Annotated in this window: 16 protein-coding genes and 1 tRNA gene; 10 read left to right on the top strand and 7 right to left on the bottom strand. The window is 64.2% G+C overall.

Annotation, left to right across the window (positions count from 1 at the left end; all coding sequences use genetic code 11):
- The first annotated feature begins 20 nt into the window (after window positions 1-20).
- From WIT60_RS10275 to WIT60_RS10235, 9 genes are all read left to right on the top strand, one after another.
- Window positions 21-944, top strand: a complete 924-nt coding sequence (locus WIT60_RS10275; protein WP_339583840.1) for an alpha/beta fold hydrolase — start codon at window positions 21-23, stop codon at window positions 942-944.
- Between the two features lie 84 nt (window positions 945-1,028).
- Window positions 1,029-2,133, top strand: a protein-coding gene (prfB, locus tag WIT60_RS10270) for a peptide chain release factor 2 (RefSeq protein WP_339583839.1) whose coding sequence is annotated in 2 segments (ribosomal slippage) — window positions 1,029-1,109 and window positions 1,111-2,133 — 1,104 coding nt in all. Because the reading frame shifts where the segments join, the coding sequence is not laid out codon by codon here.
- A 10-nt stretch (window positions 2,134-2,143) separates the two neighbouring features.
- Complete coding sequence (gene pepN / locus WIT60_RS10265; RefSeq protein ID WP_339583838.1) at window positions 2,144-4,816, top strand: aminopeptidase N; 2,673 nt, start codon at window positions 2,144-2,146, stop codon at window positions 4,814-4,816.
- Window positions 4,817-4,862: 46 nt separating this feature from the next.
- Complete coding sequence (locus WIT60_RS10260; RefSeq protein ID WP_339583837.1) at window positions 4,863-5,867, top strand: class 1 fructose-bisphosphatase; 1,005 nt, start codon at window positions 4,863-4,865, stop codon at window positions 5,865-5,867.
- 68 nt (window positions 5,868-5,935) lie between these two features.
- Window positions 5,936-7,294 (top strand): GGDEF domain-containing protein, encoded by a 1,359-nt coding sequence (locus tag WIT60_RS10255; RefSeq protein ID WP_339583836.1) that lies wholly within the window; start codon window positions 5,936-5,938, stop codon window positions 7,292-7,294.
- A 73-nt stretch (window positions 7,295-7,367) separates the two neighbouring features.
- Window positions 7,368-7,443, top strand: a tRNA-Thr gene (locus tag WIT60_RS10250).
- A 111-nt stretch (window positions 7,444-7,554) separates the two neighbouring features.
- Window positions 7,555-8,430: an SIR2 family NAD-dependent protein deacylase gene (locus WIT60_RS10245; protein WP_339583835.1), complete on the top strand. Its 876-nt coding sequence runs from the start codon at window positions 7,555-7,557 to the stop codon at window positions 8,428-8,430.
- Window positions 8,431-8,604: 174 nt separating this feature from the next.
- Window positions 8,605-9,072, top strand: a complete 468-nt coding sequence (locus WIT60_RS10240) for a helix-turn-helix domain-containing protein (protein ID WP_339583834.1) — start codon at window positions 8,605-8,607, stop codon at window positions 9,070-9,072.
- Window positions 9,056-11,485 (top strand): vWA domain-containing protein, encoded by a 2,430-nt coding sequence (locus WIT60_RS10235; protein ID WP_339583833.1) that lies wholly within the window; start codon window positions 9,056-9,058, stop codon window positions 11,483-11,485. Before WIT60_RS10240 ends, WIT60_RS10235 begins: the two co-directional genes overlap by 17 nt.
- A 3-nt stretch (window positions 11,486-11,488) precedes the next feature.
- Here WIT60_RS10235 and WIT60_RS10230 read toward each other — a convergent pair whose 3' ends face one another.
- Both WIT60_RS10230 and WIT60_RS10225 read right to left on the bottom strand, forming a co-directional pair.
- Complete coding sequence (locus WIT60_RS10230; RefSeq protein ID WP_339583832.1) at window positions 11,489-12,907, bottom strand: GntP family permease; 1,419 nt, start codon at window positions 12,905-12,907, stop codon at window positions 11,489-11,491.
- 48 nt (window positions 12,908-12,955) lie between these two features.
- On the bottom strand, window positions 12,956-13,978 hold the full coding sequence (locus WIT60_RS10225; protein WP_339583831.1) for a LysR family transcriptional regulator: 1,023 nt from the start codon (window positions 13,976-13,978) through the stop codon (window positions 12,956-12,958).
- A gap of 93 nt (window positions 13,979-14,071) precedes the next feature.
- Between WIT60_RS10225 and WIT60_RS10220 the strand changes: the two genes are divergently transcribed.
- On the top strand, window positions 14,072-14,380 hold the full coding sequence (locus tag WIT60_RS10220; protein ID WP_339583830.1) for a DUF4148 domain-containing protein: 309 nt from the start codon (window positions 14,072-14,074) through the stop codon (window positions 14,378-14,380).
- On the opposite strand, the gene WIT60_RS10215 is transcribed toward WIT60_RS10220, so the two are convergent.
- From WIT60_RS10215 to WIT60_RS10195, 5 genes are all read right to left on the bottom strand, one after another.
- Entirely contained in the window at window positions 14,365-17,346 is a 2,982-nt protein-coding gene (locus tag WIT60_RS10215) for an HD domain-containing phosphohydrolase (protein WP_339583829.1), read from the bottom strand. The genes WIT60_RS10220 and WIT60_RS10215 overlap by 16 nt on opposite strands.
- A 51-nt stretch (window positions 17,347-17,397) precedes the next feature.
- The gene (locus WIT60_RS10210; RefSeq protein ID WP_339583828.1) at window positions 17,398-17,676 is read right to left on the bottom strand and encodes a hypothetical protein; all 279 of its coding nucleotides are present in this window, start codon (window positions 17,674-17,676) and stop codon (window positions 17,398-17,400) included.
- Window positions 17,677-17,682: 6 nt separating this feature from the next.
- Window positions 17,683-17,937 carry a DUF3297 family protein gene (locus WIT60_RS10205; protein ID WP_339583827.1) on the bottom strand — a complete coding sequence of 85 codons (255 nt, stop codon included), beginning with the start codon at window positions 17,935-17,937 and terminating at the stop codon, window positions 17,683-17,685.
- On the bottom strand, window positions 17,934-18,626 hold the full coding sequence (locus WIT60_RS10200) for an SOS response-associated peptidase (RefSeq protein ID WP_339583826.1): 693 nt from the start codon (window positions 18,624-18,626) through the stop codon (window positions 17,934-17,936). The genes WIT60_RS10205 and WIT60_RS10200 overlap by 4 nt, the downstream gene beginning before the upstream one ends.
- A 74-nt stretch (window positions 18,627-18,700) precedes the next feature.
- Entirely contained in the window at window positions 18,701-19,156 is a 456-nt protein-coding gene (locus tag WIT60_RS10195; RefSeq protein WP_339583825.1) for a hypothetical protein, read from the bottom strand.
- Between the last annotated feature and the right edge of the window lie 178 nt (window positions 19,157-19,334).

Here is a 19,334-nt window from a genome sequence, read left to right as displayed (position 1 = left end):
ACCCTGCCAAGTCTCTGACTATGCATGTCCGTGGCCTGCCGCAACACCTCCTGATCTGGGGGGATTTGGCGCGCATCAGTGCGGAAGAACCCTTGTTGGTGATGGTGCACGGCTGGATGGACGTGGCCGCATCGTTCCAGTTCATGGTGGACGAGTTGCGCCAGCAGCCTGGCTGGGCTGACCGACCGATTGCCGCGCTGGATTGGCGGGGCTTTGGCCGAACCCCGGCACCCCTTGGGACGGACGCCTATTTTTTCCCGGACTACCTCGGGGATCTGGATGCCGTGGTGCATGCGCTCTCGCCCGATCACCCGATCGACTTGCTGGGGCACAGCATGGGCGGCAATGTGGTCACGATGTATGCGGGGGTGCGGCCCCACAAGATCCGGCGTCTGGTCAACCTGGAGGGGTTTGGCATGCCCGCCACCACCTCCGACGAAGCGCCGGACCGTTACACGCGCTGGCTCGACGAGTTGCGCACGCCCATGCAACTGAAGTCGTACGACAGTCTGGAGGGGGTGGCGGGCCGCCTGCAGGCCAACAATCCGCGCATCCGCACCGAGCATGCGATGTGGCTCGCGCAGCATTGGGCGCGCGAGGAGGGGGGGCGTTGGGTGATCAATGCCGACCCGGCGCACAAGCGGGTCAATCCATTGCTCTACCGGGTGGAGGAGGTGACGGCCTTGTGGGCGCGCATCACCTGCCCGGTGCTGTTCATTGAAGGGCTGCAGACCCAGTATTTCGCGCTGTTCAACGGACGCTACACGCGGGACGAGTTCCTGGTGCGTGCCGAGGCGATCGCCAAGTTGCGCATCGAGAGTCTGGACGACGCTGGTCACATGCTGCATCACGATCAGCCCGAGGCGCTGGCAGGCCTTTTGGCAGATCACCTGGCTCTGCCATCCGACGTGTCGGTCGCGCCGCCACAAAGCCCTGGCGCGTGAGAAAATAGAACCATCTGACAAGGCTCCAGCCATTGGCTGCGGGGCCTTTTTGCCATATTCCACCCAATATTCGCAGGATTTCACATGGACATCGAACGCATCAACGCCCTGGGCACCCAGATCGCCGACCTGACTCAGCGCACCGCTGAGCTCCGGAGGTATCTTTGACTGGGATGAAAAGTCCCGCCGTCTAGCTGAAGTCAACGCCGAACTCGAAGACCCGGCCGTCTGGAACGACCCCAAGCGCGCGCAAGCCTTGGGCAAGGAAAAGCGCTCCCTTGAGGACGTGGTCCTGGTCATCGCATCCTTGACCACGAACCTGGCCGACAACGGCGAACTCTTCGAGATGTCGAAGGAAGAGGGTGACGAAGCCGGCCTGCAAGCCATTGGCGACGAGGTGCTGGGTTTGCAAGCTCAGGTCGAGCAGCTTGAGTTCCGCCGCATGTTCAGCAACCCGGCCGACCCGAGCAACTGCTTCATCGACATCCAGGCTGGTGCGGGTGGCACCGAGGCCTGCGACTGGGCGTCCATGCTGCTGCGCCAATACCTGCGTTACTGCGAGCGCAAGGGCTTCACCGCGACGCTGGAAGACGAAACTCCCGGCGACACGGCTGGCATCAAGAGCGCCACGATCAAGGTCGAAGGCGATTACGCCTTCGGTTACCTGCGCACCGAAACCGGCGTGCACCGTCTGGTCCGCAAGTCGCCGTTCGACTCTTCGGGTGGCCGTCACACCTCGTTTGCCTCGGTGTTCGTCTACCCGGAAATCGACGATTCGATCGAGATCGACATCAACCCGGCTGACGTGCGCACCGACACCTACCGCGCTTCGGGCGCGGGTGGTCAGCACATCAACAAGACCGACTCGGCCGTGCGCCTGACGCACATCCCGACCGGCATCGTGGTGCAGTGCCAGGACAGCCGTTCGCAGCACAGCAACCGCGATGTGGCCTGGCGCCGCCTGCGTTCGCGCCTGTACGACCATGAAATGCGCAAGCGCATGGAAGCACAGCAGAAGCTGGAAGACACCAAGACCGATGTGGGCTGGGGTCACCAGATTCGCTCCTACGTGCTGGACAACAGCCGCATCAAGGACCTGCGCACCAACGTTGAAATCTCCGCCACCCAGAAGGTGCTGGACGGAGACCTGGACCCATTCATCGAAGCCAGCCTGAAACAGGGCCTCTAAAAGGATAGCCATGCGTGAAGGTACTGCTCCGCTGGTGCGCCGTGAAGACTACACGGCGCCCGCGTTCTGGATCAAGACGGTCGATCTGACCTTTGACCTGGATCCGGCCAAGACCCTGGTCATCAACAAGATGACCGTGGAACCCAATCCGGGCCAACCGGGCGCTGCATTGCGTCTGGACGGTGAAGACATCACCCTGACCCGCGTGCTGGTGGACGGTGAGCCCGTCACCTTCCGCACCGAGGATCAGCAACTGGTGCTGGAGAACCTGCCCCAGCAGCCCTTCACGCTGGAGATCCGCAATACCTGCGCCCCAGAGAAGAACACGCAACTGTCGGGTCTGTACACCAGCGGTGGCGGGTTCTTCACGCAGTGCGAGGCCCTAGGCTTCCGCCGCATCACCTACTTCCTCGACCGTCCGGATGTGATGGCGACCTTCCGCGTGACGCTGAAGGCCGACAAGCGCAAGTACCCCGTGCTGCTGTCCAACGGCAACCTGGTGGAAGAGGGCGACTTGGGCAATGGCCGCCACACGGCCGTGTGGGAGGACCCGCATCCCAAGCCCAGCTACCTGTTTGCCCTGGTCGCTGCCGACCTGGTGCGCCGCGAGCAGCGTATCGTGACGCGCGAAGGCAAGGAGCACCTGCTGCAGATCTACGTGCGCGCCGGTGATCTGGACAAGACCGAACATGCGATGAACTCGCTGATCGCGTCGATCGTCTGGGACGAGCACAAGTACGGCCTGAGTCTGGATCTGGAGCGTTTCATGATCGTCGCAGTCAGCGACTTCAACATGGGCGCGATGGAGAACAAGGGGTTGAACATCTTCAACACCAAGTTCGTGCTGGCCAACCCCAACACCGCCACCGACGTGGACTTTGGCAATGTGGAAAGCGTGGTCGCTCACGAGTACTTCCACAACTGGACCGGCAACCGCATCACCTGCCGCGACTGGTTCCAGCTCTCGCTCAAGGAAGGCCTCACCGTTTTCCGCGACCAGCAGTTCAGCCAGGACATGTCGGGCAGCCTGAGCGCCCGCGCGGTCAAGCGCATTGAAGACGTGCGCACGCTGCGCCAATTGCAGTTCCCGGAAGATGCGGGCCCGATGGCGCATCCGGTGCGCCCGGACAGCTACATGGCCATCGACAATTTCTACACGGCCACCGTGTATGAAAAGGGGGCCGAAGTGGTGCGCATGATGCACACCCTGGTGGGCGATGCGGGTTTCGTCAAGGGCATGGACCTGTACTTCTCGCGCCATGACGGCCATGCCGTGACCTGCGACGACTTCGCCCAGGCGATTGCCGATGCCAACCCTGAGAGCGAGTTGGCAAAACGGTTGGACCAGTTCAAGCGCTGGTACAGCCAGGCTGGCACGCCGCGTGTGCAGGCGCACGGCGTCTACGACGCGGAGAACCGCATCTACACCCTGACCTTGACTCAAACCTGCGCCCCGACTGCAGGCCAGCCTGAGAAGGCGCCCGCCGTGATCCCCGTGGCCATGGGCCTGGTGGGCATGGACGGTCGCCAGATCAACCTGCATCTGGAGGGGCGCCTGGACCCGATCGGCCACAACACCGTGCTGGTGCTGTCTGAGCCGAGCCAGACGTTCACGTTTGTGCATGTGCCGGTGGAGCCGGTGCCTTCGCTGCTGCGCGGGTTCTCAGCACCGGTGGTGCTGGAAACCGAGCTGGGCGATGACGCTTTGTTTGCCCTGCTCAGCCACGACCACGATCCGTTCAACCGTTGGGAAGCCGGCCAGAAGCTGGCGCTGCGCCGCATCTTGAGCGCGGTGCACGGCAATGGTCACATCGAGCTGGACGCGCGCTTCATCGACGCGATGCGCGGCGTGTTGCGTCACCCCGAGCTGGATGCGGCGTTCAAGGAGTTGGTGCTGACCTTGCCGAGCGAAGCCTATGTGGCTGAGCAACTCGACGTGGTTGATCCGCAGCGCATTCACACGGCGCGCGAAGGCATCAAGCTGCAACTGGCCCGCGCCCTGCACACCGACTGGGAGTGGGCGTATGAGTCGAACCATGACACTGGCGCCTATTCGCCCGATGCCGTGAGCAGCGGCCGCCGCGCCTTGGCCAATCTGGCGTTGAGCATGTTGGTGCTGGACGCCCAGGTTCGCCACAACCAGGTGTGGCCGGGCAAGGCCCTGCAGCGTTTCAAGGACGCGACCAACATGACGGATCGTCTGGGGGCTTTGGCCGCGCTGGTCAACGCTCACAGCGATCTGGCCGCTGGCGCGCTGGAGCGCTTCCATGCTCAGTTCAAGAACGAGGCGCTGGTCATCGACAAGTGGTTCACCTTGCAGGTCACCGCTCCCGAGCACGAGGGCAAAGTCTTTGCTCGCGCCAAAGCGCTGATGCAGCACCCCGACTTCACGCTGCGCACGCCCAACCGGGCCCGTAGCCTGCTGATGGCGTTGTGTCAGAGCAATCCGGCAGCTTTCCACCGCACGGATGCGGCAGGTTATGTGTTCTGGGCTGACCGTGTCATCGAGGTGGATGCCATCAATCCGCAGCTGGCCGCACGCCTGGCGCGCGCTATGGATCACTGGCGTCGCCTGGCCGAGCCTTATCGCACCGCGGCCTGCGAAGCGCTCAAGCGAGTGGCGGTCCGCACCGAGCTGTCCGACGATGTGCGCGAGATCGTGACCCGCGCTTTGCAGGACTGAGTGCCATCGGCCTGTCTGAATCCATTTTCTTATTCATCTGATCATCATGACCAAACGTATCAGCCTCACGCAGTACCTGATCGAGCAACAGCGGGGCGAGGCCCAGATTCCGTCGCAGCTGCGTCTGCTCATCGAAGTCGTGGCCCGCGCCTGTAAGCGCATCGCCATCAGCGTCAGCAAGGGCGCCCTGGGTGAAGTCCTGGGCACCGCTGGCAGCGAGAACGTGCAGGGCGAAGTCCAGAAAAAGCTCGACATCATCGCCAACGAGGTGCTGATCGAGGCCAACGAGTGGGGCGGCCACTTGGCTGGCATGGCCTCCGAGGAAATGGATGACATGGTGGCGGTGCCCAATCGCTACCCGCAGGGCGAATACCTGCTGCTGTTCGATCCCCTGGACGGCTCGAGCAACATCGACATCAACGTGAGCATTGGCACCATCTTCTCGGTGCTCAAGCATCAGGGTGGTGAGGTCACCAACGACAGTTTCCTGCAGCCTGGCACCGCTCAGGTCTGCGCTGGCTACTGCGTATACGGCCCGCAGACCACGCTGGTGCTGACCGTGGGCCAGGGCGTGGTGGTGTTCACGCTCGACCGTGAGATGGGCGCCTGGATCATGACGGACGACAACGTGCGCATTCCGGAAGACACCAAGGAGTTCGCCATCAACATGTCGAACATGCGCCACTGGGCTGCGCCGGTCAAGCGTTACATCGACGAGTGCCTCCAGGGCAAGGAAGGTCCTCGCGGCAAGGACTTCAACATGCGCTGGGTGGCCGCGATGGTGGCCGACGTGCACCGCATCTTGACCCGTGGCGGCATCTTCATGTACCCCTGGGACAAGCGTGAGCCGGGCAAGCCGGGCAAGCTGCGCCTGATGTACGAAGCCAACCCGATGAGCTTCCTGGTGGAACAGGCCGGTGGCGCTGCCACCAATGGCGTGCAACGCATCATGGAGATCCAGCCGACGAGCCTGCACGAGCGCGTGTCGGTGGTGCTGGGTTCGAAGAACGAGGTGGAGCGCGTGACGGCGTACCACCGTGAAGCGCAGTAAGCCTCGAGGCGACCTGTGCATGGCCCGCTTCGGCGGGCTTTTTTGATGTTGCTGTGAGCGGCGCTTGTATGCCTGAACTTGATTGGAACACCCTTGTGCAATCGGCCAGCGCCGATTGCCGCCGCCTGCTGGCCGATGTGGCCCACCGTGACGCAGCCTTGCTGGCCGATGCCTTCTACGCGACGATGGAGCGGCATCCTCAGGCGGCGCCCTTTTTGACCAACAACGTGGTGCACGACCGCTTGCATGCCTCGATGATGCGGTGGGTGCAGGAGATCTACGCCGATCCTCCGCAGGAGGCTGCCACGGTGGTCGCGCACCAGCGCCATGTGGGCGAGGTCCATGCCCGCATCCACCTGCCGATTCACCTGGTGGCACGGGGTGCACGCTTGCTCAAGCACGTGCTGAACAACCAACTGGTTGTGAGCGGTGCGTCAGAGGCGTTGCTGCGTGAAGCCCAGGCGTATGCGGGCCAATTGATGGACCTCGCGCTGGAACTGATGTCGGAAGCCTACCAGCGCAACACCCAGCGCAGTGCCCGCAATGACGAGGCCTACCGCTTGTTCTCATTGGGCCAGAACATGTCGGTGGAGCGCGAAAAGCAGCGATCTGTCTTGCTGGAGTGGGGGCAGGAGGTGCTGTTCATGTTGCACCGTTTGCCTCAGCCCGCGGTGCTGCCGGCACTGTCACGTTCCGAGTTTGGTCTGTGGTTCCACCACAAGGCCAGCGCGATGTTCGAAGGTGCACCCGAGGTGGAGCTGATCGCCGAGATCATGGAGCGGGTGGATGAAACCATCTTGCCGCAGATGTGCGCACCCCAGGATGGTGAGGATGCCTTGCGCCAATTGCAGGCGCTCATCATGACCTTGCAGACCGAGCTGGACAACCTGAAGTTCCAGCTGAGCGCCTTGTTCGAGCGCCAGTTGGAGGTGGAAAACGGCCGCGACACGCTGACACGCCTGTTGAACCGTCGCTTCCTGCCATCGGTGTTGTCGCGCGAGATCAAGGTGGCAACGGAACGGCACACGCAGTTTGCGATGCTGATGATTGACGTGGACCACTTCAAGCACATCAATGACCAGTATGGCCACGAAGCGGGCGACATTGTGCTGCAGCAGGCCGCGATGCTGGTGCTGAACTCGGTGCGCAACGGCGATTTCGTGTTCCGTTACGGTGGGGAGGAGATGCTGGTGATGCTGGTGGAGATTGATCCACAGGTCGCTTGCCGGATTGCCGAAACGCTGCGCCACCGCTTCGAGACCAATGAGTTTTTGGTGAGCATGGGGCGCAAGCTGCAGGTGACGATCAGCGTGGGTGTGGCGGTGTACGACGGTCATCCGGACTACCAGTACCTGATCAACCGTGCAGACCAGGCCATGTATGAGGCCAAGCAGACCGGGCGCAACCGGGTGTGCGTGGCGCCGTGAATGCACGATGGTGTCGAGGTGCTGGGGATGTGAGTTAATGTCCTGAAACCGAGCTATAATGTTGGGCTTGGAAGCCGGTGTAGCTCAGTCGGTAGAGCAGCTCATTCGTAATGAGAAGGTCGAGGGTTCGATTCCTTTCTCCGGCACCAATAAAATCAACGACTTAGGCCGCCTCGCAAGGGTGGCCTTTGTTGTTTCTGGGGCCGATGTAAGGCGATTCATGGTGATGCGTGCGTGACATTCCTCAAGACTCACTCCCTATGCATGAAGCCAGAAGCCATCCTCCTGATCTGTCCGAAGCGGTCGAACTTGCGGCCGCGTTGATCGACCAGGCCGACGCGCTCATCGTTGCCGCAGGCGCGGGCATGGGCATCGACTCAGGCTTGCCGGACTTCCGTGGCAAGGAAGGCTTTTGGCGTGCCTATCCTGCTTTGCGTCAGGCGGGGATGGACTTCTACCGCATCGCCTCGCCGGAGGCGTTTCGCGCCTCGCCTGAGTTGGCTTGGGGCTTCTACGGGCATCGCCTCGACCTGTACCGCAAGACCGTGCCCCATGCCGGCTTTGAGCTGCTGCAGCGCTGGGGCGCGGAGCTGCCGCATGGTTTGGCGGTGTTCACCAGCAACGTCGATGGGCAGTTTCAGAAAGCGGGTTTCGATCCCGCACGGCTCTACGAGTGCCATGGCTCCATCCACCACCTTCAGTGCCTGGCGCCTTGCTGTGACCACATCTGGGTGGCCGACGATTTCCAGCCAGACGTGGATGCGCAGCACTGCCGGCTGCTGAGCGTGCCACCTGTGTGTCCGCGTTGCGGCGGGCTGGCCCGGCCCAATGTGCTGATGTTCGACGATTGGGGTTGGGTCGATCAGCGCAGCGCAGCCCAGGAGCATCGCTTGAGCCAGTGGTTGGCATCTGTCGAGCGACCCGTCGTGATCGAGTTGGGAGCGGGCACCACGATTCCGTCGGTGCGGCATTTCAGCCACCGTGTGATCCACCAGCACGGCGGACGACTGATTCGCATCAATCCCAATGAGAGTGAGGTGCCGACGCGCTGGGACGTGGGCCTGCCCTTGGGGGCGTCCGCTGGACTGGCGTTGATCGGGGAGGCGCTGGCTACCCGGCGCGGCGCATCAACCTGACCGCCTCTCGATGCCCCTGCCGCAGTGCCCTGCGAACCAGAGCCGGCAAAGTCATCGCCAAGGCCAGGGGGGTGAGGATGAGCAGGATGGTCATGCGCCCATCCTAAGGCTTTTCGCGCAGGCTTGCACATTTAGACAGTTGCATTAAATCAGTTGTGCTGATTTAATTGCGGCATGCACACCCCTTCCCAGCCTCCCGCACCCAGTTACGCCTTGGCGGAGTTGTGCGTGCTGGCCGATTTGCCGCCGCGCACCGTGCGCTACTACGTGCAGATCGGCCTGGTGGACCGCCCGCAAGGCGAGACTCGCGCGGCACGCTATGGCGCCACCCACCTGGAGCAACTGCTGCTCATCAAGAAGTGGACGGCGGCCGGGCTCTCGCTTGAGCGCATCCGCGAGTTGCTGCATGGCGGCGCAGCCCCCGTGGCCCCGCGCGCACCCGCCGTGGGGTCGGTGTCGGTGCGCAGCCACCTGATGGTGGCCGCTGGCATCGAGGTCGTCATCGACCCTGGCCTGGCGGGTTTGTCGCCTGAGCAGGTGCGCCAGTTCACCCGGGCGGTGATGGCAGCTTTTGCGCAGGTTCAGGGCGAGGGGGCCACCCACACACATCAGGAGGAGAGCCAAGATGGGCAAGCGCAATAAGTTGATCGGATCGTCGCTGGAGCAGGGGCACGAGCACGCACGGCTGACGACGCGTGCGGGTGATTCGGTGGCCCTGCTGGGCGTCACGTTCACCGGCCATTTGCGAGGCGTGATCCTGGAGGCCTGTGTCGAGCAGCGCTTCGTCAACCCGACCGACCACCCGCTGGAGCTGGTTTACAGCTTTCCCTTGCCTTGGGGCGAGGTGTTGCTGGGGGTGGAGGTGGTGCTGGGTGAGCGGGCCCTCACGGGGGCCGTGGTGGCGAAGCGGCAGGCCGAGGCACGCTATGAAGACGCGCTGGCCGACGGCGATGCCGCCATCATGCTGGAGCGCAACCGCGATCACAGCTACAGCCTGAACCTGGGCAACCTGGCCGCAGGTGAGCGCTGCAGCATCACACTGCGTTATGCGCAGACGCTGCAGTTCGAGCAGCAAAGCCTGCGGCTGATGATTCCCACCGTGATCGCCCCTCGTTATGGCGATGCCGAGAAGGCGGGGGGCTTGATGCCGCATCAGGTGCCCGGCCACAGCCTGACGGTCGAGCATCCGTTGGCGCTCACGGTTCATTTGCACGGTGAGCTGGCGCAGTCCCGCGTCGCATCACCCAGCCACCCCATTGCCGTGGCCTTGGGGCAGGTCGATGCCCAGCAGGTCTTGACTGTTTCATTGGCGCGCACGGCGTACCTGGACCGCGACTTCCTGCTGGTGGTCGATCAACTGGCGCATGACTCGCTGGCGATCGCCGCACGCGATCAGGTCGAGCCCGAGGGGGTGGCCGTGCTGGCCAGCTTCTGCCCCCACCTGCCGCCCAAAGATGCCAGCGGCATGGCGGTCAAGATCCTCGTCGATTGTTCGGGGTCGATGGCCGGTGACAGCATCGCGGCGGGCAAACGCGCGCTGCAGGCCATCGTCCAGCAGTTGGGGGCCCACGACCGTTTTGCGCTGTCGCGGTTCGGCAGCACGGTGCAGCACCGCTCGCGCGGTTTGTGGAAGACCACCGAGACCACCCGGCTGGCCGCGCAACGCTGGGTGGGTGCGTTGGAGGCCGATCTGGGCGGCACCGAGATGGAGGCCGCACTGGCTTCGACCTTTCAGATCGCTCAAGATGCCCGCAGTGATGTGCTGCTGGTGACCGACGGGCAGATCAGCGCCATCGACGCCACCCTGGCGTCGGCGCAAGCCTCGGGGCATCGCGTGTTCGTGGTGGGCATTGGCAGCAGCCCGGCCGAATCGCACCTGCGTCGGCTGGCCGAAGCCACGGGGGGCGCCTGTGACTTCGTGGCGCCGGGTGAAGCCGTGGAGCCCGCCGTGTTGCGGATGTTCGCGCGTTTGCGTTCGTCGCGGCTTTCGGACTTGAGGCTGGAATGGCCGCAAGACGTGGCGCCACTGTGGGTCTCGCCGCTGCCGGCGTCTGTGTTCGATGGGGATGCCGTGAGCGTGTATGCCTTGCTCTCGCATCAGGCCACCGGTGAGGTGCGCCTGCTGGGCTGCGTCGATGGACGCGCCGAGCCGCAGGAGATCAGCCGCGCCACCTTGCCCGCATCGCTCACGGAAACCGATACGGTGTCGCGCCTGGTGGCGTCGGTGCGGATTCAGAACGTGCCACACGCCGAACACCAGATCGCAGCCGCCCTCGCGGCCGCGTTGGCCGTGAACTACCAGTTGGTGACAGACCATACCAACTTCCTGCTGGTGCACGAGCGGGCTGACGCCGACAAGGCGATCGACATGCCCGCCCTGCACAAGGTGGCGCACATGGTGCCGGCGGGCTGGGGCGGCATGGGGCTCATCGTGGCAAGCAGTACCGTGGCATCTGACACCGGGATCCGGTTTGCGAGGCTGGGTGCGGACATCCCTTCAACACCCGCTTTGTGGCGATCGGCCAGTCGCCCTGCCGGGCATCGCATGTCCATTGCGCGCCCTGTGGGCACCGTCGCCGGCCTTCGCGCTCAGCGCGAAACGCTGGATCGGAGTGACGCACGCCACTGGACGGAGTCCGACCACTACACCGGGCTCACGCCACTGGGCGTGTGCGAATGGCTGCGCATCACGCCCGAAGAAGAGTGGCCGAGCACCTATGAAGGCCTGCGCCGCATGGGCCTGGGCGACTGGGTGGTGGAGTGGCTGGAGATTGCTGTGGCCCATGAAGGGGAGGGCAGGCACGACGAAGCGGTCGTCGTGCGGACCTTCCTGCACCTGCTGGCCGAATCTGAGATGCGGGCGGCGCAGGAGAACGGGGCCGGGCTGCGCGGCGTGTTGCGCGCATCAGCCCAGCACCTGCAGGCCCTGTGGCGGGGCGATGCCGCGACGGCCGCGCCACCGGCCACCCATGACGCGCTGAGGCAGGCGATGGCGGCGGCCTTGGCCGACATGACCCCCAGTACCTGGCCAGACAGCGTTGTGTCGCTGGCGTGATCGTCAGAAACTTCCGAACACCGTCCCCAGTGCGATGACCAGCACCAGGGCGGGCAGCGGGAACAGCATGGTCACGGCCGCGATGTCGGCATAGGACTGACGGTGGTTGAGCTTGCAGATGGCCAGCAGGGTGATGATGGCGCCGCAATGGGGCAGCGTGTCCATGCCGCCTGCGGCCATGACGGCCACGCGGTGCAGCAACTCCGGGCTGATGGCTGCGGCCTCGGCCATGGCCAGGTAATCCTTGCCGAGCGTTTGCAGGGCGATGCTCAGCCCGCCGGACGACGAGCCGGTGATGCCGGCCAGCACGTTCATGGCGATGGCCTCGGAGACCAGGGGGTTGTCCGAGACGCGCAGCACGGCGTCACGGATCAGGCCGAAGCCCGCCAGCGAGGCGATGACGGCGCCATAGCCCACCTCGGACGCCGTGTTGAAGAGCGGCAGCATGAAGCCGAACACGCCCTGGTTGAGCGTGTGCTTGAGGTCGTGCCAGTGCCCCAGTCGGGTCACGACCAGCGTGGTGCAGGCGACCAGCAAGGCGATGAGCAGCGACCACAGGCCGGTGACGCGGCTTGGGTCCAGCGTGGCGTAGCGCTCGGCCATGAAGGACAGATCGAGCGCAGGAAACACCAGGTAGGTGAAGAGCGCGTTGACGCCCACGACCAGCACCAGGGGCAGGAGGGCCAGCGCCAGCGGCACCTCGGCATGGCGCGCGGCCTCGGCCGCGGCCTGGGCGGGTGTGGGGTTGGCGCGGCTGTCATCGCCTTCGTCGTGGTGCCCATAGCCTTCGCCAGCGGTGCGGGCGGAGGCAGCGCGGCGCAGCAACCACGCCATGCCGCCGCCCAGCATCACGGCTGCGGCCAGCAGGCCCAGGCCCGGTGCCGCGAAACCGTTGGTGCCGAAGTAGGGGATGGGGATGGCGTTCTGGATGGCGGGTGAGCCCGGCAGGGCCGTCATCGTGAAGGTGAACGCGCCCAGCGCGATGGTGGCAGGCACCAGGCGCTTGGGAATGTCAGCGGCTTCGAACAGGTTGCGCGCAATGGGGTAGATGGCGAAGGCCACCACGAACAGCGACACGCCGCCGTAGGTGAGCAGCGCACAGGCCAGCACGACGGTCAGGATGGCATGCCGCTCGCCCAGGGTGCGCACGATCCAGCGCGCCAGGGTGCTGGCCGCGCCCGAGTCGGCCATCAGCCGGCCGAACAGCGCCCCCAGCAAGAACAGCGGCAGGTACTGCAGCACGTAGCTGCCCAGCGCGCTCATGAAGGTGTCGGTGTACAGCGGCAGCAGCCAGCGCGCCTCGCCCGACAGCAGCACCGCCAGGGCGCCCATCAGCGGCGCGAGCAGCAAGACGGTCACGCCCCGGTAGGCCAGCCACATGAGCAGGGCCAGAGAGACCACCACGGCCAGCACGCTCAGCATGGTGCGCTCCCTGTCGGGGATGGGGTGGGGGCGAGTTGGGTGGGGTGCTCAGAGCGGTGGCTGTGAGGCCTTCTGGGGGCAAGTCGTTTCATGCCGCGCATTCTCGCCCAGCTCAGGGTCTTGCCCGCCCGGCGCCTTCAACCCCCGCACCACACTGCCCATGCGTTCGCGGATGTAGCGATGGCGCGCGTCGCGGTCGTGGCGATGGTGCCAGACCCCGCCGATGCTGATCTCGACGGGCGGCTCGCTGCGCAGCGGGATGCTGGTGAGCCCGTCCATGTCCAGCAGGTGAGCGAGTGGCAGATCGGGCTGGATGGTCAGCAGCGGGGATTGCCGCAGCGTGCCCATGATGGAGGCCATGCTGGCCAGCGAGGCCACCACGTGCCGGCTCAGGCCGTGGGCGGCGAAGAGCTGGTCGAGCGCGCTGGTGGCGTCGCCGCGGTAACTGCTGACCACATGGTCGCAGGCCGCCAGGTCGGCCAGGGTGGGCGAGGGAGGCAGTTGCAGGTGGGCCGGGGCGTAGAGGCAGTTGAAGCCGCAGCGCAGCCATTCTGTGCGTCGGTGCCAGCTGCGCAGGGGCAGGTCCACGGCGACGACGGCGAGGTCCACGTCATCGTCGTCCAGGGCCTGGGGTAGGTGCTCCACGGCCAGGGGTTGCACGCGCAGACCCAGGCCGGGCGCTTCGGTGCGCAGGCGGGCCAGCAGGGGCGGCAGGATCAGGGCCTCCAGGCCGTCCGGGATGGACAGGCGGACCAGGCCTTCGGCGCGGGCGGGGTCGAAGGCCTCTTCGCGCAGCAGAAAGTCGGCGCCTTCCTGCAGCCAGGCGCGCACGCGCGGGCCCAGGGCCAGCGCCAGATCGGTGGGCTCCATGCGCTTGCCGGTGCGCACGAACAGTTCGTCGTCAAACAGGGTGCGCAGGCGGGCGAGGGCGTGGCTCATCGCGGGCTGACCGATGAACAGGCGCTCGGCCGCGCGGCCGACATGGCGCTCGCTCAGCAAGGCATCGAAGGCCACCAGCAGGTTCAGGTCGAGCTTGCGGAAATCGCTGTAGTTGATATCGATTTCGTGCATGACATTTATCCGTTCAATCGATTTCCATAATTTTACCAGCCTCGCCAGAATGAGCTTCATGTCCTTCCGGACAGCTCACGAAAGGTAAATCTCATGACATACGCAAACACCCTCCGTTCCGCACTGGTTTCTTTGGCTCTGGTCGCTGGCGTTGCCCAGGCTGGCGTCGCGCAGGCCGCCGAGGCCGTGACAAGCCGCCCGCAAGCGCTGACCCGCGCTGAGGTCGTGGCCGATTTCAACTTGTGGCACCGCGTGGGCCTCGATCAGATGCTCGCCACGCCTGGCTACAACTTCAACTCTGACGAGTATCAGCAAGCTTTCGCACAGTATCAGGCGTTGCGCTCGGGCCCGGCCTATGCCGAAGAATTGGCCCGCGTGCGTGCCGCTCAGGGCGCACGCTGAACCTGAGAGCTGACGTACTGCGCCACAGGCACCTCGTCGATCTGTGCGGGTGCCATGAAGCGCTGTGCGTAGGCCTGGTAGACCCCGGACGACAGGAACAGCGCGAACAGGTCGGGGTCGATGTGGCCTCGCTGGCTCATCCGATGCAGGATGGCGACCGCCTCTGACAGTTTCTTGCCCTTCTTGTAGGGGCGGTCGGAGGCGGTGAGGGCCTCGAAAATGTCGGCAATCGCGAGCATCCGGGTTTCGGGCCGGAGTTGATCCTGATGCAGACCCTTCGGGTAGCCCGTGCCGTCCAGTTTTTCATGGTGCCCGGCTGCAATCTCGGGCACCCGGTTCAGGTAAGGCGGGAAGGGCAACTGGCGCAGCATCACCTCGGTCTGCACGATGTGCTGGTTGATTTTGAACCGCTCTTCTTCTGTCAAGGTGCCGTAGCCGAGACGCAGGTTGTACAACTCACCCTGGTTGTAGAGCAGTTTGGGCTCGGCCATGCGGAAGCCCCAGCGGCTTTCTTTGGGCATCTGGTCGTGCTGGGGCCGCTCAATGCGATGCTGCAGCTTGTCGGCCAGCACATACTCGCTCGTCGGCAGAGGCAGGGAGACGTCCTGCGGATGTCGTTGCAACTCCTCCCACGACAGTCCCAGTCGGTCGTCCAGGGTGCGCTGCCAGGTTCGCTGAGAAATCTCGAGCAGGCGTTGCAGGTCTTCGGGTGCCATGGCTTCGCTGCCCAGATTGCAGCGCGCCACGAACGCGAAGTCATCGTCTAGTTCGCCGAGGGTCTTGGCCAGTTGCTGGCGACTGCTTGCCTCATCGGCGCCTTGTTGGATGGCTTGCAGGCATGCGATTTCGGCATCCCGTTTGAGGACTTCGAAACGCATGCGCACCTCGTGGATGCGGTTGTAGAGGGTCTCCAGCTTGGTGGCTTTGTCGACCACATACTCCGGCGTGGTGATCTTGCCGCAGTCATGCAGCCAGGCTGCCATGCGCAGGGTCTCCCAGCCTTCGTCGTTGAGTCGGAAAGATTGGTAAGGCCCTTCTTGTGCCTGGCAGGCGGCTTCGGCCAACATGCGGGTGAGTTCGGGGACGCGGGCGCAGTGCCCACCGGTGTAGGCGCTCTTGGTGTCGATGGCGTTGGCGATCAGCTGAATGAAGGCATCGAACAGAGCCTTTTGGTCGTTGATCAGCGCCTGGGCTTCGAGGCTCACGGCAGCTGTGCCAGACAGGGCGCCCAAGAACGACGCACGGTCGGTCTCATTGGGGGTTTCAGAGAGGATGAGCATGGCCCCCACCAATTCACGCTGACGGTTGAGCAGGGGCACGGCCATGGCATGTGGCGGCCAGCGCGGGGCGTCCAGCTCCGACAAGCCCACCGTCAGGAGGTCCACGGGTTGCAAGGCGCCGGATACCACGCGACCTTGGCGCACGGCCTGGCCGAGCAGGGGCGTCTCTTGTCCCTGCGGCGGAGGTGTCGACGCTGGGTCGTCCGCAGGCAGGGCAAGCTTGTGCAGTTTGGCCAAGGCGTCTGTGTCAAAGGCGAGACCGTCGACGCCACGCGCACACGCTGGCTTGAGTTTGCCATCGGCACGCAGGTAGAGAATCCCGGCGGCAGCGTCCACCGCCGTCACGGTGTCGTCCAGCAGCCGGGGTAGCAGGCGTTCGAAGTTCTTCTCACCGGAAATGGCCGAGCTGATCTCCAGGAATTGCCGGATGGTGCGCTTCATCAGCCCGACGCTGTGCGCCAGCGTGTTGACCTCCAGCACATAGGACTTGAGCGGGACGGCTTGTCCAAAGTCGAAGTGGCGGATGGCTTCGGCCTCCTTGGCCAGGCCGCTCAGGGGGCGAGAGATCCCCCGTGCAAAACGCCACGCCAGCAAGATGGCGCCCAGGATGATCAGCAGCGCGGCGATGATGGCTGTGCGACCCTCGTCATAGACCACGGCCAGCAATTCGTGGCGCGGCACGGCATTGATGAGCAGCAGGCTGGTGTTGCCCAACATGGGCAAGGTGTTGAGCGTGACCTGCCAGTCGCCATCGGGGAGACGAATCACCTGTTGCAGCGTGCCGGTGGCAGGGACTTCACTCAGGGAGAGCTTCTGGCTGAGGGCATTGAACACCGGGATGCCGAAGCGCGACAGCGGCGTCAGCGCGGGGTGATCGTACGTGCCCCCCCGTGGCACGATGAAAGAGTTTTCGTGGGCGAAGACCTCGCCCTTGGCATTGATCAACGCCAACTGTGAGCTGGGCGTGAGCTTTTGGCGCGCCAGACTGGCCCCGATGGTGCGCAACTGGATGTCCAGGGCAATGACCGTGCCGCTCGCATGGCGAGATTGGCGCGACAGGGTGATGCCCACCTGCCGATCGGTGTAGAACAGGTACGGGTCGGTCAGGTGAACGTCGTTCGTGTTGAGCGCCTGACGGTACCAGCTGCGGCTGCGTGGATCGAAGCTGCGTGCGTAATCGGGCACCGACAAGGCGTGGATGATTTGCAGCCGGTCGTTCAGGTACACCTGACGCCCGCGGGGTGTGCCGCCTGTGCGTTCGATGCTGCGCACCATGTAAGCGGCGCTCGCCGGGGCTTGAAACTGCTGGCGCTCTTGGGCGTCTCGCAGTCGACGTACGAAGAAGTAGTCGCCCGTCGGGAAACCCAGGGAGATCGATGCCGATGCAGGGGTGTGATCCAGCGCGGCCTTGATCAAGGGCAGCCGAGCCATGCGTTGCTCATACTGTGTGGTGCCTGCCAGCGGGTCGAACTGCAGCAAGTGCAGGGCGGTCTGGGCGGGCTCGGTGAGCTGGCGCAGTTCAGAGGACGTTTCGCGGCTGATGCGCTGCGCCAGATCCTGAGACACCGAGGTGATCAGGTGATCGGCCATGCGGTAACCGACGAGCCCCAGCAAGGTGCCGACAGTGAGGATCAGCACCATGAACAGCGTGGACACGTGAACGTGCAGGGGGGCGTTGGCGCGCATCATTCGATGCTAGCAGCCCCTTCCGTGTTGCGAAACGGCCTTGAAGGGGGATCAACCCAGGGTTTTGGGCTGGCCTTCCGGCGCCGGAGGGCCGCCACGGTGGGATTTGGTCCAGCTGTAGTCGGCTGGCAATTCGTCACTCACCCCAGGTTTGCTCACGCAGTCACCGAGTTCCGAGTGGGTGACCACATGGCTGTTGAGGGGCTGGCCTTGCGCATCCTTGTCTTTGCGTCTCGCTTCGGAGAAGGAGAGCGCCGCCAGCAGCTGATCGTCGCTGAAGGTTTCGCAATGCGGGCGACCCTGGCTGAGCCAATAGACGACGATGCTCATACGGGCTTACTTGTAGAAGGCTTCAACCTTGCCCTTGAGCTTGATCAGCAGAGGTCGGCCCTTGCGGTCGACCTTCTTGCCCGCGGGCACCTTCACCCAGCCTTCACTGATGCAGTACTCCTCGACGTCAAAGCGTTCCTTGTCGTTGAAGCGGATGCCGATGTCGTGCTGGAATACCTCGGCCACATGGTGAGGGCTGCGGGGATCGATGGACAGGTGGTCGGGCAGGGCGGGGGCTTGTGCGGGGGTGGTGTCGGTCATGTCGATGTGCAGGATTCAGTGGAGATCGCCGTCAACCGTGCCGGCGCACCTGGTGCGGGTTCGGCAGTCAGCGAGGCCGCAGGATACCGCGTCATCATGCCCTGCATGGCTTCTGCGGGGCAGTTCAACCACTTTTCGTAATCAGACTCTGGAAGGATGACCACCATGCGCTTCTCGTCTTCCGGCCTGTGGAAGGTACGCAGCAAGGGGTGCTCTTCGGCATTCACTGTGAGCATGGCAAAAGAGGGCACCGGGGCGCCGTTGTGCGACCACCCCAGGCTCCAGAGTCCTGCGATGCCCATGGGCGCGCCGTCGGTGCGTGACAGTTGCCAGCGAGTGGCCTTGCCAGTCTCGTCGTAGCGGGGCAGGTAGAGACATTCCGCCGGAATGATGCAACGATGGCCGCGACGCCAGGCGTCGCGGAAGTTGGGCTTGGTGTCGGCGGTTTCGCTGCGGGCGTTGTACGTGCGCCGGGCTACGGTCGGGTCCTTGGCCCAGAATGGCATGAGGCCAAACTGTGCCAGGAACACCTCCCGACGTGGAGGGGCCTCTTCATCGCGCAGGCGGACGGCCGGGGCCAGGCCCATGGAACGGACCTCTTCAGGCCAGTTGGCGTCTGTCGGGACGGGGGCACCAAAGTGATCCTGGAGCCGAGCTTTGTCGCTGACTGGGCGGTAGTTTGCACACATACGCCTCAGACTACGCCATTTCGGTGACGGAATGAGGGCGGAGTTGTCGGTGAGAACCCTGGATGTGCGGTGTTTCAGCCCCAGTGGGCGGCGAACACGTGGCCGGTGTCGTCCAGCGGCTCGAAGCGGTTGGCATCCAGTTCGGTCATGAACAACTGGCGCAACTCTGCTACCAAAGCTTGGTTGTCCTCGTCCGAGATGGGTTTGCCGACCGGTGCACCCTGGGGGATTTCCTCGATCTGGTGCGTCCAGTAAGGCAGCGTGACGACCAGCATGGGCGCGTCGGCGCGACCAAACTTCCAGCCACGCACGCGCCCACGAAAACGCCCGACCGCGCCCGCCACCGTCACCCCATAAAAGGCGTTGTAGCGCTGGACGATGGTCAGCACCGCTTGAACCTCGGTGGTGGTGAGTTCCTGGGTCAGGAACTGGTTGGAATAGAACGGCGCATTCTCGTCCACGTGTTCACCGAAGCCGAAGCGGATGAACTGTTGGGCGATGTGGATGCGTCGGGTGGACGTGACCGGCATGGAGAAGGAAACAAAAAGTAATGTTGCGCTGCAATATGCAATTTTAGGCTGAGAAGCCGAGCGGTGGGGCAGTAGTTGAGTGCAGTGCAGCAAGTTGTCCCCGTTTCCTGTGGATAAGTTTGTTGGCAAGGCGGGGGCAATGCGATCTCCCCCTGGGACGAGCCCTGGTTTGCTGCGA

The sequence above is a fragment of the Aquabacterium sp. G14 genome (assembly GCF_037482285.1).
Taxonomy (GTDB): domain Bacteria; phylum Pseudomonadota; class Gammaproteobacteria; order Burkholderiales; family Burkholderiaceae_C; genus Aquabacterium.
The sequence above is the reverse complement of the archived record's forward strand: the minus strand, read 5'-3'. Positions and strand labels throughout refer to the sequence as shown.

What these genes read in the sequence shown, in the direction of transcription:
- WIT60_RS10275 (WP_339583840.1), top strand. Translation starts at nt 21, where the DNA reads ATGCATGTCCGTGGCCTGCCGCAACACCTCCTGATCTGGGGGGATTTG.
- pepN (WP_339583838.1), top strand. Translation starts at nt 2,144, where the DNA reads ATGCGTGAAGGTACTGCTCCGCTGGTGCGCCGTGAAGACTACACGGCG.
- WIT60_RS10260 (WP_339583837.1), top strand. Translation starts at nt 4,863, where the DNA reads ATGACCAAACGTATCAGCCTCACGCAGTACCTGATCGAGCAACAGCGG.
- WIT60_RS10255 (WP_339583836.1), top strand. Translation starts at nt 5,936, where the DNA reads ATGCCTGAACTTGATTGGAACACCCTTGTGCAATCGGCCAGCGCCGAT.
- WIT60_RS10245 (WP_339583835.1), top strand. Translation starts at nt 7,555, where the DNA reads ATGCATGAAGCCAGAAGCCATCCTCCTGATCTGTCCGAAGCGGTCGAA.
- WIT60_RS10240 (WP_339583834.1), top strand. Translation starts at nt 8,605, where the DNA reads ATGCACACCCCTTCCCAGCCTCCCGCACCCAGTTACGCCTTGGCGGAG.
- WIT60_RS10235 (WP_339583833.1), top strand. Translation starts at nt 9,056, where the DNA reads ATGGGCAAGCGCAATAAGTTGATCGGATCGTCGCTGGAGCAGGGGCAC.
- WIT60_RS10230 (WP_339583832.1), bottom strand. Translation starts at nt 12,907, where the DNA reads ATGCTGAGCGTGCTGGCCGTGGTGGTCTCTCTGGCCCTGCTCATGTGG.
- WIT60_RS10225 (WP_339583831.1), bottom strand. Translation starts at nt 13,978, where the DNA reads ATGCACGAAATCGATATCAACTACAGCGATTTCCGCAAGCTCGACCTG.
- WIT60_RS10220 (WP_339583830.1), top strand. Translation starts at nt 14,072, where the DNA reads ATGACATACGCAAACACCCTCCGTTCCGCACTGGTTTCTTTGGCTCTG.
- WIT60_RS10215 (WP_339583829.1), bottom strand. Translation starts at nt 17,346, where the DNA reads ATGCGCGCCAACGCCCCCCTGCACGTTCACGTGTCCACGCTGTTCATG.
- WIT60_RS10210 (WP_339583828.1), bottom strand. Translation starts at nt 17,676, where the DNA reads ATGAGCATCGTCGTCTATTGGCTCAGCCAGGGTCGCCCGCATTGCGAA.
- WIT60_RS10205 (WP_339583827.1), bottom strand. Translation starts at nt 17,937, where the DNA reads ATGACCGACACCACCCCCGCACAAGCCCCCGCCCTGCCCGACCACCTG.
- WIT60_RS10200 (WP_339583826.1), bottom strand. Translation starts at nt 18,626, where the DNA reads ATGTGTGCAAACTACCGCCCAGTCAGCGACAAAGCTCGGCTCCAGGAT.
- WIT60_RS10195 (WP_339583825.1), bottom strand. Translation starts at nt 19,156, where the DNA reads ATGCCGGTCACGTCCACCCGACGCATCCACATCGCCCAACAGTTCATC.